The following is a 15828-nucleotide window of genomic DNA, read 5'->3' on the forward strand; positions in this document are numbered from 1 at the left end:
TATCCCGCCGCCAGTGGCGCCCACGTCTATCGAAGCAATGACGCACTGATGCCATGCTCCCGATCCAAATGTCGCTGATGGAGCAGTGTGAGCTCCCCGGAAGCTTGAACGACCAGCAGTTCACCGCATTCGCCGCAGAGAGTGGCGCTTGGACCGCTCCCGTCGAACCCTTCTCCGAACTTGCCTACGAGGACGCTCCGATACCCAGACCGGACGCCACGCAGCACCGGGTTGCCACTCCAGTCCGCACCCCACACCGCGACAACGCCGGCGGGAACGGGCTCATCCAAGTCGGCGATCTCCGCGTCTGTGAGCCGCTGCCCTGGCTGAAATTTATCGGGAGGCATCATGCGTCTTTCGGTGCCTCGGCTAGGACGACGATCTCGTCGTCGGCATAGTCCCAGTCACCTGTCGTGCCGCCTTCGAGCGCACTGAAGAACCATCGGCCACCCTGGCGCCAACCCAGATACGTCGAGGCCTCATCGAGAGTGTTCCAACAGTCCCAGTCGTCGTCGTTGAAGGCGATTACATACTGGGCGCCGGCTACCGCGGCGCAAGGTTCGATGATCGAATTCGGTATCTGCACAGAGAAACTCCTGAGTCGTCTTGGCTTTCAGATCACTCCGACGCTGATCTCTCGGTTATGCGCACCGGCAGCGTGATCGCCGAGTACGCAACCGCTGCGGCGGATAAGTAGCTTGCTATCGTCCAATACCCAAGAGGGTGCGATGTAGGTGTTAAGGCCCACATGATGAACGCCGCGGCGGCAAGAATCTGCAGCAGTGCTAGCGCCCACTTGGTCAGAAATCCGCCCCACTTGATCTCGATGTTCAGGTCCATTTGTACTTCTCCATTCTCGGGTTGTGTGTTCAATGATGTTGAGACGCTTCCGATATGAGTTTTTGCGCCGCGCTCATGGCTCCAGCTCCTCTGTTCTGAACACCAAGAGTGAGAGGTCACTGATTGCCTTCTCGAACAACTGAATACGCGTGGCAGGACCGCAGGGTGGCTCAGTATCAGCGGCCAGCTTGTCGAGTACGGCCCGTATCGGCTTCAACGCCTCACAGGCAGCGGCCTCCATTGCCTCAGGTGTCCAGATCCCGTGATCGCCAGGTACGTAGGCGATTCCATCTAGTGGGTCTTTCGCATCCCATGCCCGTTGCGCGGCGCGGACGACCGGATCAGTAGTCATCGCTCAGTTTCCTCATTGAAATAGTTGGTTCAGAGCTTCGGGAGGCCGCGGGTCCAGTCACGCCGGCCTCGATCCGCTTGGCAAGCTCCACCTCTTGCTCCGCCGTCAGCAAGTCAGGCAAGTCCTCGAGGATCTCTATCTGCTTCACCAGGTGCATGGCCGCACTCACTTCTTCCGGGGTCTCTTGATCAGCGCCGGGCGCGCATGTGGAGGAACTGATTCCGAGCGCTTCCGCGCACGCTCAAACTCTCGCCGCAACCACCCCTTTTCCGGCTTCTGTTGTTCGGACTCCAGGTTCTGCATGACCTCCTCAGCGGAGTAGAGCACGGAAATGGGTTGCGCCGAGCCGAGAAGATCGGCCCTGTCCGAATCGTCGAAGGTGGGAGAATCGGCGTCAGCATCGTTGATTCCGGTCGGATTCGACATCGCGTTCACCGGCATCAATTCCGTGCTCGGATAGATGAGAACAACGAGCTCATCCCATGCCTGCGGAGACAGCAGGTGCCACTGACGCGATGCGCACCACCGCGCATGCCACGCCTTTACCGGCTCCAATGCTTCACCCGCAGCGGCAATCTCACTGGTTGAAGGCTCAATATCGGCAGCACCACGCTTGCCCCATGCCCGCCGCACGGCTGAAATCGCAGGATCGCTAGTCATTGTTCAAATTCCCTTCCGGATACCGAACTTGCGCGATGCGCGACACAACTGCATGCGGACCGTAGATGACGTATCCCTCCCGGACTCCTCCGGTTGCGGGATCGTCTACGCGGCAGTAGAACTTGAGCAGTTCCTGTCCGAATCGATCTTGATGTGGTTCAGCGTCACGAAGTACCTCTGTGGTGAACATGCGAGATTCGTCTTCGCCCTGGGGCCGCGCCCAATGCTCGAAGAAGTCTCCAGCCCGAAGCTGATCTGCGCGGATCTCCGAAGTGCTCATCGCTGCCACTGACCTGACACGCACGGGGTCTCCCCCAACGGCACGGCGATTTCATCCTCGTGGCCTTCGCCGTGCGCATCACGGCGCTGATCATCGTCATCGTCATCGTCATCGTCATCGTCATCGTCATCGTCATCGTCATCGTCATCGTCATCGTCATCGTCATCGTCATCGTCATCGTCATCGTCATCGTCATCGTCATCGTCATCGTCATCGTCATCGTCATCGTCATCGTCATCGTCATCGTCCTGCTCTCCGAACGACAACGTGACGCTGAAGGTCGGACGCGGCTTGTTCTCCGGGCGCTTGCCGTACTCCTCGACCGCCTCGAAGTCAGGAATAGTCCGAATGTGCTCGATCACCGTGCCGGCGATCTGCTCACCGTCATGCAGCGCCGCGACGTGCAGGCGGCACACGCGCATCTTCTGCGCGTTGTGGTCCACAGGCACCGAGACCACGTCGGCAGGATCGACGAGCACCACAAGCATCTGCTCAGAGAACTTCTCCGCATAACTGAATGTGCCCACGTGCAGGCCGACCGAGCACGCTGAGTGGCGGTCGCTATCCACCAGGTTGCGGTCCATCCACACCGTCGCACCGACCGGATACGGGATATTTCCGGTGACAATCTCCGTTGATCCATCCTGGCGCTGGACGGTTACCGACTCGCGTCCGCTGTGGGCTGATAGGCCGTCGGCGCGAACCGACTTGTACCCCACGATCAACCCGTCCGTGGTGATGGTGAATCCCCCGGCCTTGAGCCACCCGAACAGTTGTGAGCGCGACGCCTCGGAAGGGTTACGCTCCAAGCGGGTTAGGAACTTGCCAAGCGGGGCCAGGTCCGCGTTCTCACGCGTAAGCCGCAACACCGTGGTGAAGACGGTCTCCTCTACAGGATCGCCGTGGACGATGCGGTAAGACGGCTCACCGGGGCCTCGATCCGTATCTTCCGAGTCCCCGTCCACAACCGAGAATGCTTCAGCCACAACGGCCTTCACCGCGTCACGTGCATCGGCTGTCAACTGCCGGACCGCCGTGAAGTCCTTACCGTGCTCGTCTACCAGATACCTGCGCACAGGCTCGTAGGCGAGGTCAGAGACCGCCACGACGATGGTGGACTCCCCTTCGCTGACGACGATTGACTGACTGTCGATGAGTGCGTACATGGGTTGATTCCTGTTCTGTTGATGTGGTTTTCGTGCCGCTACGCGGCTGCTGCTTCGGCCTTCTGGGGGAGCCGGGGCGGGGTGTGTGCTATGTACTCGGCGTATTCCGGTCCGGGTTCGCGGCGTCCGTAGTAGCTCTGAAAATGGGCAAGCAGCGGGTATGCGCGCATCAGATCGCGGCGTAGTTCACCCAGTTCGGCACGCAACGCTCCCGCCGAAGCGCTCCCCCAGACCGAGAGCATGACGGCTCGCTGAACAGCGGTGGTCTGGCGCATGTCGCTGACCAATGCGTCGATGCGTGTGAGAATTTCGGGCGTCGTCCGACCCGCTGGCATCAATTCCAGCGCCGTGGGGACCACACCGAAAAACTGTGACTCGTCTGCGTGTGCCACTAGAACGTCAAGCGCAACGGCCAGAAGCTGCTCGCGTGTCCACCCGGAGGTCTCGGCGCGAAAACGCCGATCCATCCATTTCTCGCGGGTCATCGCCTCTGGCACGGCGGCGATCAGTGGCCTGGTCTGACGTTTTCCCAAGTAGACCCCCAGTGACGCGGGTCCGCTTTCGAGATGCCGGGGCCGATCTCCATGGACGTACCAGACCGGTAGCCCCGATGCCTTGATCTCGTCCGCGGTCATGTCAACGGCCTCCGGATTCGCGCCGTCGCAACCGATCAATGCACACTGATAGGCATTTGAGGCCACTCGCTCCGTCTTGGTCTTCGCTATCTCTTCGTTCCACTCCGTGAAGGTGTAGTGCGAGACACCTTCGGTTGCCGCTCCGACGGACCAAGTCTGTGAGACCGTGCGCTTTTCGGCGTCGATAATCGGAAGTTCGACGGCTCCTTGGCCTTTCGGTACTGGAATGATCCGCCGAGCGCCCGGCTGTACGTCTTCCAGGAACCTTGCAAATCCCCGCAACACGCGACCGGCTGGAACCTCGGTGACAACCACGGTGTCGCCCATGACTTCACAGCCGCGCGCCGCGCTGAAAGAGTCGGCCTCGCAGCGACCGCCGACGCGGTCCCATCGTGCACGCCCAGATTGGCTGAACACCAGCTTCCAAGCGCCAATGCCAGCGGGCACCTGCACACGGAACTTGATCGGAAGGTGCTCGGGCTTAGCGACCTTCCCTAGAGTCTGAGCGCGCAGAGTCACCGCAGCAGCGATGTCCTTTTCCGCCAGCTCATTGAGACGCGTTTCCAGTGCCTCATAGGCTGATTGGTACCCAGCCAGGGCAGTGTCCACAGCGGCGAGCGTGCGAGCTGTCGCGACCACATTCTCTCGGCTGGGAGTGTGATCGAACGACCCCACGGGAAGCTCAATCACGCACGAAATCAGTTTTGTAGTTTCAAGGACACGTCTGGTGACCTCGGGCACCGAGGCGAACAAGGTGCCGCCGCTGCGAACCATCACGGCACCTTTGCTGTCACCGATCTGCCGGCAAGAGACAGGACCGATCCAGCTCGGGCCTCCCTCAAGACTGGGCACCTTCTTGCCGTCCACGAGGACGGCTCCCGCCGCGTGTGCGGAGGCAACCTGCTGCACCACACTCGCCCATTCCTGAACTTGTCCTTCCACTTCCACAGGCACAGTGATGCAGGTTCCGTCCGGGGAATCGCTGTCCACGCCAGCCGCGAGAACCTGGTGGGACAGGTCACGGGCAGCGCGCACGAGCGTGCGTTTTCCGCCCTTGACGGTGTCCACCAAGAACGACTCCGTCAGCGCCCATGCGGATTTCGCGCCGACCCCGAGTCCACCGATCAGGTCATTGCTATGCCGTTTAGTAGAGGCAGCGAAAGCCAAGAAGGTGGCTTCGACTTCATCGGTGGACATCCCGGTACCGCTGTCGGTCACCGTCAGGTGAGGATCAACCAGTGTCGGCGTAGTCACGCGCACTGGTTCGGCAGAACCCGCCACACGACTGGCGTCCACTGCGTTCGACACATACTCACGCACTACAGCGAGTCGGCGGTCGGCGTACAGATTGACCAGCATTTCCATCATGCGTCGCGCGCCCTCTGGGTCGACCCGGCTGGTCATTGTTGGCAAGCTGTCACTATCTCCAACGCTGATCAGTGTCGAAGCCGGAGCTGATGGCCGCATGTCATTCTCCTGTCGTTTGTATTCTCTATTTTAGAGAATAGCGGGAGGGTCTGACAAGCGGTTGGAATCCACCGGCTGAGGCCATTCAAGGTGGTAGGGCGCCCGGGAAAGTCGCATGGGCCGACGGTGCCACGGGACAATGGCGCTGTCGCCTGCCAGTAGGCGACACGCCGAATTATCGCGCGATCAGTCCCACCGACAGGCGCTTCAGGAGCGGGCTCGGCTGCCAACGCCACTTGGCGGGCACGTCGCGTTGACTAGCGACGATCGTTTCGACGACGGCAGACATGTCGTCGGGGTCGTACCAGTCGGCAGACCACGGCGCGTTGGCTTCGACGACTCGCCAACCGGCTGGACCGACCACAGGGGCAACGCACCAGCCGACATCGACAACGACCGCAGGCGGTACCGACAGGTAGTGCGGTACGAGCTGTACCAGCCACGCTGCGGCCTCGGCTGAACGACACGGATCATCCAATGCCGGCCACTGCTCGCGCGGCACGTCGGGGAAGTAGGCGGCACGCGCGACCACCTGTCCGCCCAGAAGCCAGCAGCGGACCTCGTAGTCGAAGTGCGCCGGGGTCTGGAGTTGAACCGGCTCATCTGGCGGTAGTCGGTACAACGCCGCGAGCAGCTCGCCGACTTCGCGCATACGCGCGCTGAAACTGTCGTGCTTGGTCTCGGGCAGCTTGGCGAAGACAGGGTCCATGCGCTCCCCGCTTGCTTCCCTGATCAGGTCCGCCGCGGTGCTGGTCCGGATGTCACGTCCCGCCAACAGCTGATAAACGTGGTCAAGCCACGCCGGGCCGGCGGACGACAGAAGCAGATGAGGGTGGCGGGCGATGGCAGCGGCAGCCCACGCCCCCGGGCACCAAAACACGACGTCATGGTCACCGGCCACCGACGTGTCCAGACCGTGGTCCAGGCGCACATCGGCGTACGGGCGGAGATCGTCAGCACGCCAGCGTTGATGGGTGATAACGGTCAGGCGGGGACGTGACAACTAGCCGACCTCACTTTCACAGCTATGCACAGGGACCCGCCACTGCGTTCACGGGCGGCGACCGGTACGCGTAGAAGCCATGGGCGGCATGGCGTCCCCGTTGTCATCGGGGTATTGGCCGGCCGCCATCTCGTTGGCGACTTCGTCGACGTAGCGCTCATAGAACTCGCCGGTGAACACAACGAATGCACTCGAGGGGCAATGTTCAACAGAGACTCCGATCGGCTGCGCATCGCGCGCAGGTGTCATCCGATCGGCCAAGTCCTTGGGCGTCCACTCGGTTCCGTCACTCGGGAATCGCATATCCGCGAAGAAGCTTCGCGCAGCTCGGGCAGGGCTCATCCGCATGTCCACCGGCCCATCAGACGGTGTCTGTCCAAAGATGCCTAGCTCGTGACGTACCCGGCTGATCTCATCGTGCGGTAGCGCCATCGAAGCCGGAACTGCCGTGTTGGCAAGATTGCGCATCTCGGTCTGCCGCATGGAAACCGCCAAGGCAGCGACGATTCCAGAACGATGGGTCCGTGTACGCAGTCCTTCGGCGATGATGGTCTTGCCGTTGGCCACCTGGCGGGCGGTGAGGCTTGAAACCAACTCTGCAGACACCCGCGGCACGCAGGGTGTGATTACGATATTCGAGATGGTGGCGGGCGTCGCGAACGGGATTTCCAGTTGCCCTGGTGTGGGCTGTTGACGCTCAATGCCCGCCCTCTCGTGTTCCATCCAAACCAACAACACAGACACGAGGGGCGCGAGGGCGATCGCCAACGCAGCTATGGCCTTCTTGGGTATGGAATCCCAGAGACGCCGCTGCTTTGTCCCTCCATCTACAACAGCCTCAACGGGCTCTGTCGGGTCGGCTCCGGCCTGCTCATTGATCGGTTGTTCACTCGGGCTTGTGCTCATCTGTAGGTTCCTTCGAGATGCGGTTCAGCGGCGGGCGCCGGTCACCGGACCGTACGAGCGAGCGTCACGACGAATCGAAGGTGGCGCGAACCGGCAGCGTCGCGCCGCAGCGCTGTGATCTGAACTGCAGCTGCCACTGTGCGGCCATGCAGCTGACAGTGAAGTACACCGACGTCTACGACGGCGCAGAGTATCCGCGAACCGAAACTTTCGATGTCCCTGCCCCAGTTGGAGATATCGAGGACTGGGCCTACGACCATCTCTACTCGAGATCCGGGGACGGGCGCGGACACGGCGAGGCAGGGTACTTCGCCGAGATCATCGCATGTGCCGAGCGCCCCGAACTCGAAAAGCGCCAGTTTTCGTGGGGCGTCTGATGCGGACAGAAGTCACCGCTGGTTCCATCCCTATCCTCGACTGCTATCCGGCTGAGGCTGAACAACTTCACGCTGCTGCGGATCGGGCCGAGCGTCCGGCGTACGAGAACGGATGAGCAATGAGCCTGTACCCCAACGATGTTCACCCGGACTTTCCGGTGGCCACTGTGTACTCCAGGACCGGGGATCCGGTCGACTATCTCGGGCACTGGCAGACCGTTGTGTCCTACGCCGCGCAGGGATACCGCGTCACGGTCCACGCCGGCGACGGGCCCTACTCGAAAGATGAGCTGCAAGCGGCCGCAGACCGCGAGCTGGCAGACGCAGAGGTTCGCAGATAACTCATCCGGGCATGCCTTTTCGATCGCCACTGATGGTGTACACACCGACATCATTCGCATGATCCAGCCGATTGACCTGAGCTGTCGCCCAATCCGTCAACGGGCCAATGAAATCCCTCCGGAATATTTCACACAGGTACTCATCGTCTCCCGTGAATAGCCGATACTTACTTGCCCATGTCGAGTACCGGTCGTTCATGAGGTTTTTCTTGGTGCCTCCCGCTGAGTCTCCAGTGTTCAACTTGACGATGCCAACGTGGAGAAAAGGTGTTCCGCCGCCGTCATGCTGCACAGAGATCTCCCACGCGTGACCGTTGGGCGGGTCCGGGAGCGCCCCACGCAGGGTCGAAACGGGTGGTAACGGGTGGCCGTAGGTGTCTTCAAGCACGGCGGAAGGAGGCATCGCTTTGCTCGCGCGGAGGCGCAATCGGTGAAAGGCCAGCAGTGTCAGCACGCCTGCAGGGAAGCCAACGCAGAAGCCAAACAGCGCAGTGAGCATGCCCGCGGTCTCAGGCATCCAGCCCAGTCGAGGAAGGGAACGCGGGCGACACGCCGATCTATGCCGCCTAACCTATGCAACGCTCAAATCGTCCACCAACATGAACTCCTGCCACGGCTTGAGCTCCGGATAATTCCCAGCTGACAGCTGACCTCTGGTCACCTCGATCAGATCGCGCGGCTGCAAGCCCCGCACCTGGCGCAAACGGCGGGCCGCGATGACCGTGCGCGCGGACAGCAAGGCGCCGCCACGGTTGGTCGGGACATCGACCTTGACCGGGACACCATAGGAGTTCCACCGCCACTTCTTTCGCGAGGCGTATGCACCCAGCAGCGCGCCGGAACGCACCCAGCGCAACACTGTCCGTTCGCTCAGGCCCAGTTCATCGGCGGCTTCGTTGACGGTCATCTGGCTGAACGAGCGATGGTACTTCAACGGCGGGTACGGCTCGGCGATCTTCTTGAACCGCACCAGTCCAGGGCCTTCAATCTCACTCACGTGCAGGCGATGAACTTGCCCGAACCGCACCGTCAACAGCGCCTTGTCGGCCACCAGCCGGCGGACCTCCGAAACCGGTCGCTTCAGGCGCGCCGCAGCTTGCTCGAAACTCAGGTACTCACCTACCACGCTATGCCGCTCCCGCACGTCCTTCGGTTTGAGCTTGGGACACATTCGAGCGACTTTCGCCGAGAACACCGCGGCGGCATACAGGTCCATGGTCCGGATACGCAGCTCGCGTCCGTAACGCTGCGCTGGGATAAGCCCTTCGCGCACCAGGTTCTCGATTACGACGGGTCTGCAGCCACCCAGCTCCGCTGCGCTGCTCCTGGTGTGCAGGGCGTCGTGCAGATCGACCTCCGGAGAGGTGTATCGCAACCAGTGCAGGAACGATGCGAAGTGTCCACTGGTGAGTGTGGCGCCGCGGGCCACGGTCTCAGATGCCTGGGCTCGCCGGCGATCGCGCCTTGCCGATAGCTCGTCACGTTCACCATGAGCCTGGAGGTCGGCGACACGGATCCACAGGGCCTCATCGCGAATCACCCCGACGATCTTCTTGGCCGCAATCCAGCGTCGCACGGTGCGTACGGTTACCCCCATCCGATTCGCCGCGTCCGCGATCGGGATCAGTTGCGGGCTTTCGGGTTTGACCGCTGGCATCCACGGCTGGTTCTTGCGCAGCGCTTTGTTGTGGCGCGTTAGCATCAGGTGGACCATGTCGTCATACCGCACCCGTGCCACTCCCCCGAGGATCTGCACAGGAATGCCGGCACTCATGATCGCTTTGCGGGCACCCGACGGGGTGAGATGCAAGAACGCCGCGACTTCAGGGTATGTGAACAGACGCTGACCTGTAGCCGCGTCGGACAGACGCTGATTGCGCCGCACCTGATCCGGGCGCACGGGCGCGCGATCGATCCTCCGCAGGGCATCTGCGATGGTGCGCTTCACTTCGGGAGATGCACCGTGCATATCCAGGCGGGAGACGAACCTCAGCTGCGACTTCTCAAACGGAATATGGTGCAACGAAAGCGTTTTTGACATCACAGCCGCTTCTTCACCGCGTCCGGCATGTGACCACATTTTGATCTCGTTATCGCGGTAGTGGCGATCCCAACGACGCAGTGTCTGCGGATGAACACGCAGTTGAGCCGCGACTTGTTCAACGGGCACCCCTTTGAAGGGGTCCATCGCGCAGTGATTGGGCCGGTACGCTGGACCGTCACCTATCAGTCCGGGGGTTAGATCCGGCCGGTTCCGCAATGCCCAGACGAGATCGGAACGTACGCGCACCGTCTTGAACATTGTGAACGCGGGCAGTCGTCGAGACTTGATCAGCCTGCGAACGCCGGTGGAGCTTATGCCTAGAGCTTGTGCTACCTCGCCCACCGTCAGCATCTTGACTGGCTGGTTGTAAACACCTGGCGCTGCGGTGGACTCGCCGCCAGGTGTCGAGACCAGCGCATCGAACTCGGCTTGTTCGCGCGCGCTGAGGGGCTCATCTGCCAGATCGCGGCGTGGATACAGGGCCTGCCGGAGAAGATCGCGGTCGTCAACGCTCGGAGGCTCAGGAAGCTTCGGCTCTACCGGCGCTTTGAACACGGCAGCCATCCCTCGCAGCATGATCTCCTGCTGCTCAACGGGCAGGGAGGCGATGCGCTCCCGCCACTGAGGTGGCACGCCTTCCAGATCAAGGGCCATGGTCTAAGAGATTAACCGATGCCGCCCACGATGCCGGATTGAAACGCACGGCACGCCGATAGGCACCTTTTCAGCGACTGGCGTGAATCTGTTCGTCGTGGTGTGTAACTTTCCCTGTTGACCTGCGGTTTCTGTCAACAGGGCGTGTACTTGTTGGCCTACCTGCGTGTTTGTGTTGATGCCTTGTAAGTGGGGGTGCCTCGGAGACCCCCTCGGCGTGCACATATACACACGCGTTCTGACCGGCTTTGCCTCACGTAACGGGTAAAACAAATAATTAGCTAAACTAATTACATATATCTACCTGGGGTTTCTTTATAGACCTACCGTGTGGGCAATTTTATGAAGCCAGAGCCGCGCCGAGGCACCCCCCACTTACAAGGCATCTCCGTAAAACCGCTGGTAGGCCGAGAAGTGCACGCCTTGTTGACCATTTACGCAGGTCAACGCGGCGAGAAACCGTGCACACCGAACGATTCGCGCCGCGAAAAGGTGTGCACATCGCAGAGGCGGAAATGTGCAGATGAGTGTGGAGTTACCCGGTAATCAAGGGGCGTGGAGGACCGTTGCTCGATACGCTTGGCGCGCTTTCACGCAAGCACTGGGTGCAAAAGGAGGTTTGCTGTGACCGAAAGACTGTTCGGCGACCGGGGTTGGCGAAGGTCGGCATTTGAACAGGTCGTCGACGAACCATCAGGTCCCACCCAGACCGAAGCGGTAACTGCTTTCGTTGCCGCTGGCGAAGCGCTACTACATGCCGAAGCCGAAGCACTCCAACGCAAATGGTGGTGGTCGGGACGCAGGAAAGCCGCGGTCGCGGATGCACATCAGTCTGCCGACCGCCTGTTCCGCCAAGCCCATGAAAGTATTTCCGGTGCATACGTCGGGTCTATCCCCGGCCGGTGGGGTCTGCTGTCCAGCGACATCGAATCCACCATTGAGCGCTACTTGCGAGGCCCTGTAGAAAGCGAGCTACGTGATCGGCTGCGCGCCATAAAGCCTCGCCTGTTCGAAGCTCGGATCCAGGCCCACGAAGGCGATCGCACGCTTGAAAGCGAGCTCACCCGAGAGCTGGTGCGGTGCGTGGACCTTGAGCCGGACAACGTCCGCGCACGAAGGCTGATCCACCACCTGCCGTCCCGGGAGCGCCGAATTCCCGATGTGGACTTCGTATCCGTCGCAGAGCGATTAGACGCCGGCGTGCATCCGCCCTTCAACGAGCGCTACTTTCACTACCGCGACGTGGTGAATTCCTTGTCACGTCCCCGATTCCCGCTAGCCACGATCTGGGTTTCGTTCTGGTCCATGCAGGAGTTGAAGCTGCACGACATCGTTGTCGAGGCCGGCGACACCGGTCGTCGACGAGAACGTCGCAAACGTCCAATAGGGCTGGGCACAGCCGTGTTGTCGCATCTGTGCCGCAGCGCGGATCGGCATGGACTGGCGATCTTCGGGGAGATCATGCCCGGTGACCGAACTGAGGAGAGCTCCGCGCGGCTGGCTCGCTGGTACGAGCGCCACGGATTCGTGATCACCCAGAAATCCCCGGGGGTGTACTTGTGGGCGAAGATCCGGCGCGAGCCCAAACCGTTGGACTCCTGATCGTCACGCCTCCGAACCCAACCCCGTGGCGGTAGGTGCTTGCCATGACGCACTCACCTGAGCGGACGCCGGCACTCACCATGCATCAGCTGCGCGAGATAGCGTCCAGGATGCCGGCGGGCGACGCTGGCCGATGAACTCAGCGTCGCGCTGCCGATACTCGACGACGCATTAACCTCGATCACGGCCAGCGTCGCCACAGCCGGAGCGAAGAGCCGCAGGCCCGACTAGAAGCGCCGCGTGGCTAGTTGATTCCCGCGGCACGTAGTCTGGCGACTATCGCATCAGCGTCGGCCGCAATCGACCTACCAGCTGGGATGTTAGGTCCGGGGAAGTCTCGTCCTACATTCGTGAAGAGCTCCTTAGTCACGCCCCATGTGGTCGGACCGGTGAGATAGCAATATTCCGAATCCACCATGCCGAGCCTGAATTCCACCGCCACGCGCCCGACGGCCGCTCCATCCGTCCGAGCTAGCGAATCCTCAGGGACGAACACCAGCGTGCCGCGGCGGTCGCCGGACGCGAAGACGTCAATAGAAGCTGCGTAGTCCCAAGAAGCCATGGCTTCAGCTTCTCAGAAGAACGCGCGACCGTGCGCGTCAACCTCTCCTTAGTTGAACAGGTCGCGCTCAGAGCCTTCGGCACCGCGCCGGACAACTTCATCTTCCTTGGGGCCGAAGGTAAGCACCGCACTTGAGGAGTCCGACCGGCGGCCCTGATCGCCGCGCGCAGCAGCGCTAGGCGGGATGCCGCCTCCCCCGAACCCTGCCGTTGGCGCTCCGGCGAAACGTTCCTGGGTCATGGTCGACACACCGGAGAGCACAGAGGTGCGGGCCATGGTGGACGTCCCGGACTTGTTCGCCCCCGACAGTCCTCCGCCATATGCGCCCAGGCCGCCTCCTCCCAAACCGACACCGCCACCCCCACCAAGGCCATTGGTGCCCAACGGAAGACCGCCGGCCTTGGCCATTGACGTCGGGCTAAACGAGTTCCCAGTGCTCCCCCCGCCGAGCAGGTTGCCCATGCCGGATGCCGATCCGAACATGGACATCGGTGCGCTGAACAACTGCGTCAACGATTGAAACGGGCTGGTGAGCGATGACCCCGCGCTCTGCAGCGCCTGCATGGGCGCCTGGAACATCTGGCCCATCTGCCCCATCGAGCTGAGCATGTCGCCGGAAGAGCCGGCGCCCTGGCCAGCCTGTGCTGCGGATTGGCTCGCCGCCTGCGAGAGCGCCCCGTTGCCTGCTTGCGCGACCAGCTGAGCGGACTGCTGAGCGGCCTGGCCGGCGTCTGCTGCGGCCTGGGCCGCGCTGCCCAGCGGCGGCGGAGGCGGAATCGGCACCGGCAACGTCGCAGCAGCGATCACTTCGCCGTACGTGTTGCCGATCGTGGCGTTGTCGACGGTATATACCCCGTATTCGGCGTTGAGCGCCATGATCAGCGGGGTGTTCTGCCCGAAGATGTTAGATGCCTCAGCGGCGTGCTCACGCACCCGGTTGTTGATCGACTGGACGGACGGGATCATCGTCGTGCGCGCCAGGCCATAGCTTTCGGCGACAACGGCGTTGACCGCCGCGCGCTGAAACGCGATGCCAGCCATTCCGGCCAGCCAGGCCAGGAAGGGTGGTGTGGCCGCCGCGTGGGTGGCCGACCGGACACCAGACATGGTCGACAACGTGGCGCCCATCTGTTGGGCGACGATCCCCATGGTGGCCATGGCCGCCGTAGCCAGGCCCATCCACGCCGCCGAACCCGCGGCCCAAGTTGCTGAGGTTGAACCGGTCTCGAGAACTCCGGCATTCATTTCCGGGGTGGATGCACCCCACGGGTGTGCTGGCATTGATCAGGCCCTTCTGCTGGTGTCAGCGCGACCGAATCTGGTCGGCGCAGACTCCAGTACCACCGCGAACGGTGTTTGCCAGCCTGGGGCGCGAGCGGGTAGCTGCTAGGCGACGTTCAAGTGCCGAGCCTGGGTGCAGATCGCTGAGAGGTCCTCGGATTGCGGCACGGTCTCGATGTCCTCCTGCTCGAGGTACACCGTGACGTGGTTCTTCGCCGTGTCGGTGCCCAGAACGCAGAATCGCGTGCCGGCGGCCAGGAACACCGCGAACCCACCACGGGTGCGCAGCGGGAGACCGCGGTGGGCCCGAATACGCAAACTCAGACGTTGCCCGTCACCGCCGATGATGTCCTGATCAGCCAGTCCGATCAGCGGGGCAGACAGCTGAGCCGATGCGCCCGGGCGCAGGGCTTGGACGAGGACCGACATGTCGTGCCAGTCCGGCACCGCGATGTTGGCCGTCACTTCGAGGCTTTCGCTCAGGGGCTCGCATGTGGTGGCGGACAGGAGCACGAGCTCTTCGCGATGAACTTCGGCGATCGCCGCGGCGTCGGCGAGCTCGGTGTCCGGCGCCAGCTCTTGGCCGTCGTGATCCAGGTAGCGCATCGCCTTGAGCAGGTCGGCGCGCAGCTGTTTGCTCATGGGATGAGGTTCGGTGTCCACTGCCAGAATCGGCGCGGAATCGATTGCCGCGGCTGAGGCGGGACCGCCGTACCGGGCGAGGCAGGTGGCAGCTTCTGCGCAACGCGCGATGGCCTCGACAGCCGGGCTGGTGAGAAATCGGCGCAATGGTGGACCCACCAGCAGAACCAGGTCCTCATCGTTGGATCCACTGAGCTGACGGGTCATCGCCCCGGCCCACTCTCGTACGGCGTCTTGGCACAACCACAGCGCGTCCCGAACTATCTGCGCCGGCCAGCGCCCGCTGCGGGCAGTGATGGTGATGGGGGCCGCGATGCGTGCTGACCATGCCGCTGGTAGCAGCGGTGGGCCGGCATCGACGACCGCGGTTCCGCTGTAACCCTCGATCACCACGGTGGATGTGGCATGCAGCCATCCGGGATCGGCAGAGTTGCGTGGACTGTGGTCGGCCAGCAGCAGTGTGGTGTCGGTGATGCGTCCGCCCGACGAGAGCATCGAGGCCGCAGTGACTGGGGCCACGGTCGCCGGAACCTGCAGGTGGTTGGCGGTCAATTCGATCTGCTCGCAGACCTGTTCGAGGAAGCGAATTTGCATCCTGCCCACCAATGCCGCGGCCTCCAGCCACGTACGCCGGTCCCCGGTGATGATCGAGCGCAGTGACGAGGGGTCCCCATCTGCGTCGGCGGCCAGTGCCAGTGCCAGGTAGTAGGCGTCGCGGACCGCGTGCACATCGGCGTCCCCGGAGCGCCGCCGGGTGCGTCCACGCACGCCCGACGAGGGACGTGACATCAATGCCTGTCGCAGTGCAGCCGCAGTCGACATGTGCAACAGCCGCTCACTGATGTGAACGTTCTGCATGGCCTCCATGTCCGCAGGTTCGGGTGCCAGGCCATTCATCACCGCGGCGATCGTGCGCTGAGGCGCTGTAATGCGCAGTGCGTTGCCTGCGCTCTTGCGCGCCGGCACAAGCTGCATGTGTGCGTCGTTGGTGAGGGGCAACATGCCAACAACGGTAT

At 62.4% G+C, this 15828-nt stretch carries 17 protein-coding genes; 3 read left to right on the forward strand and 14 right to left on the reverse strand.

Annotated elements, in window-relative coordinates:
* Positions 1–26: 26 nt before the first annotated feature.
* The 10 genes from AOT87_RS08530 to AOT87_RS08575 form a co-directional block, all read right to left on the reverse strand.
* On the reverse strand, positions 27–350 hold the full coding sequence (locus AOT87_RS08530) for a hypothetical protein (RefSeq protein ID WP_052524971.1): 324 nt from the start codon (positions 348–350) through the stop codon (positions 27–29).
* Positions 347–586 carry a hypothetical protein gene (locus AOT87_RS08535; protein ID WP_016886917.1) on the reverse strand — a complete coding sequence of 80 codons (240 nt, stop codon included), beginning with the start codon at positions 584–586 and terminating at the stop codon, positions 347–349. Before AOT87_RS08535 ends, AOT87_RS08530 begins: the two co-directional genes overlap by 4 nt.
* Positions 587–618: 32 nt before the next feature.
* Positions 619–840, reverse strand: coding sequence for a hypothetical protein (locus AOT87_RS08540; protein ID WP_052524970.1), 222 nt, complete (start codon positions 838–840; stop codon positions 619–621).
* A 73-nt stretch (positions 841–913) separates the two neighbouring features.
* Entirely contained in the window at positions 914–1192 is a 279-nt protein-coding gene (locus tag AOT87_RS28665) for a hypothetical protein (RefSeq protein WP_052524969.1), read from the reverse strand.
* A 165-nt stretch (positions 1193–1357) separates the two neighbouring features.
* Positions 1358–1852: a hypothetical protein gene (locus AOT87_RS08550; protein ID WP_057969506.1), complete on the reverse strand. Its 495-nt coding sequence runs from the start codon at positions 1850–1852 to the stop codon at positions 1358–1360.
* Positions 1845–2132, reverse strand: a complete 288-nt coding sequence (locus tag AOT87_RS08555; RefSeq protein WP_237084565.1) for a hypothetical protein — start codon at positions 2130–2132, stop codon at positions 1845–1847. Before AOT87_RS08555 ends, AOT87_RS08550 begins: the two co-directional genes overlap by 8 nt.
* Positions 2129–3298, reverse strand: coding sequence for a hypothetical protein (locus tag AOT87_RS28325; RefSeq protein WP_057979864.1), 1170 nt, complete (start codon positions 3296–3298; stop codon positions 2129–2131). The genes AOT87_RS08555 and AOT87_RS28325 overlap by 4 nt, the downstream gene beginning before the upstream one ends.
* A gap of 38 nt (positions 3299–3336) precedes the next feature.
* Positions 3337–5337, reverse strand: coding sequence for an ATP-binding protein (locus tag AOT87_RS08565; RefSeq protein ID WP_057969509.1), 2001 nt, complete (start codon positions 5335–5337; stop codon positions 3337–3339).
* Positions 5338–5575: 238 nt separating this feature from the next.
* Positions 5576–6403, reverse strand: a complete 828-nt coding sequence (locus AOT87_RS08570; RefSeq protein WP_237085109.1) for an ATP-grasp domain-containing protein — start codon at positions 6401–6403, stop codon at positions 5576–5578.
* A gap of 48 nt (positions 6404–6451) precedes the next feature.
* Positions 6452–7309, reverse strand: coding sequence for a hypothetical protein (locus AOT87_RS08575; RefSeq protein WP_057969510.1), 858 nt, complete (start codon positions 7307–7309; stop codon positions 6452–6454).
* Between the two features lie 146 nt (positions 7310–7455).
* On the opposite strand from AOT87_RS08575, the gene AOT87_RS08580 reads away from it, so the two are divergent.
* Both AOT87_RS08580 and AOT87_RS08585 read left to right on the forward strand, forming a co-directional pair.
* Positions 7456–7686: a hypothetical protein gene (locus AOT87_RS08580; protein WP_049234801.1), complete on the forward strand. Its 231-nt coding sequence runs from the start codon at positions 7456–7458 to the stop codon at positions 7684–7686.
* 119 nt (positions 7687–7805) lie between these two features.
* Positions 7806–8027 carry a hypothetical protein gene (locus AOT87_RS08585; RefSeq protein ID WP_057969511.1) on the forward strand — a complete coding sequence of 74 codons (222 nt, stop codon included), beginning with the start codon at positions 7806–7808 and terminating at the stop codon, positions 8025–8027.
* Position 8028: 1 nt separating this feature from the next.
* Here the strand turns inward: AOT87_RS08585 and AOT87_RS08590 are convergent, their stop codons facing one another.
* Positions 8029–8526 carry a hypothetical protein gene (locus AOT87_RS08590; RefSeq protein WP_131727998.1) on the reverse strand — a complete coding sequence of 166 codons (498 nt, stop codon included), beginning with the start codon at positions 8524–8526 and terminating at the stop codon, positions 8029–8031.
* A 72-nt stretch (positions 8527–8598) separates the two neighbouring features.
* Positions 8599–10725 carry a helix-turn-helix domain-containing protein gene (locus tag AOT87_RS08595; RefSeq protein ID WP_057969513.1) on the reverse strand — a complete coding sequence of 709 codons (2127 nt, stop codon included), beginning with the start codon at positions 10723–10725 and terminating at the stop codon, positions 8599–8601.
* A 624-nt stretch (positions 10726–11349) separates the two neighbouring features.
* Between AOT87_RS08595 and AOT87_RS08600 the strand changes: the two genes are divergently transcribed.
* Entirely contained in the window at positions 11350–12327 is a 978-nt protein-coding gene (locus AOT87_RS08600; RefSeq protein WP_005102397.1) for a hypothetical protein, read from the forward strand.
* A 610-nt stretch (positions 12328–12937) separates the two neighbouring features.
* Here the strand turns inward: AOT87_RS08600 and AOT87_RS08610 are convergent.
* Positions 12938–14170, reverse strand: coding sequence for a PPE domain-containing protein (locus AOT87_RS08610; protein ID WP_057970185.1), 1233 nt, complete (start codon positions 14168–14170; stop codon positions 12938–12940).
* A 105-nt stretch (positions 14171–14275) separates the two neighbouring features.
* On the reverse strand, positions 14276–15814 hold the full coding sequence (locus AOT87_RS08615; RefSeq protein WP_234795450.1) for a hypothetical protein: 1539 nt from the start codon (positions 15812–15814) through the stop codon (positions 14276–14278).
* Positions 15815–15828: the final 14 nt, after the last annotated feature.

It is taken from the genome of Mycobacteroides sp. H003 (assembly GCF_001440135.1).
Taxonomy (GTDB): Bacteria; Actinomycetota; Actinomycetes; order Mycobacteriales; family Mycobacteriaceae; genus Mycobacterium; species Mycobacterium gwanakae.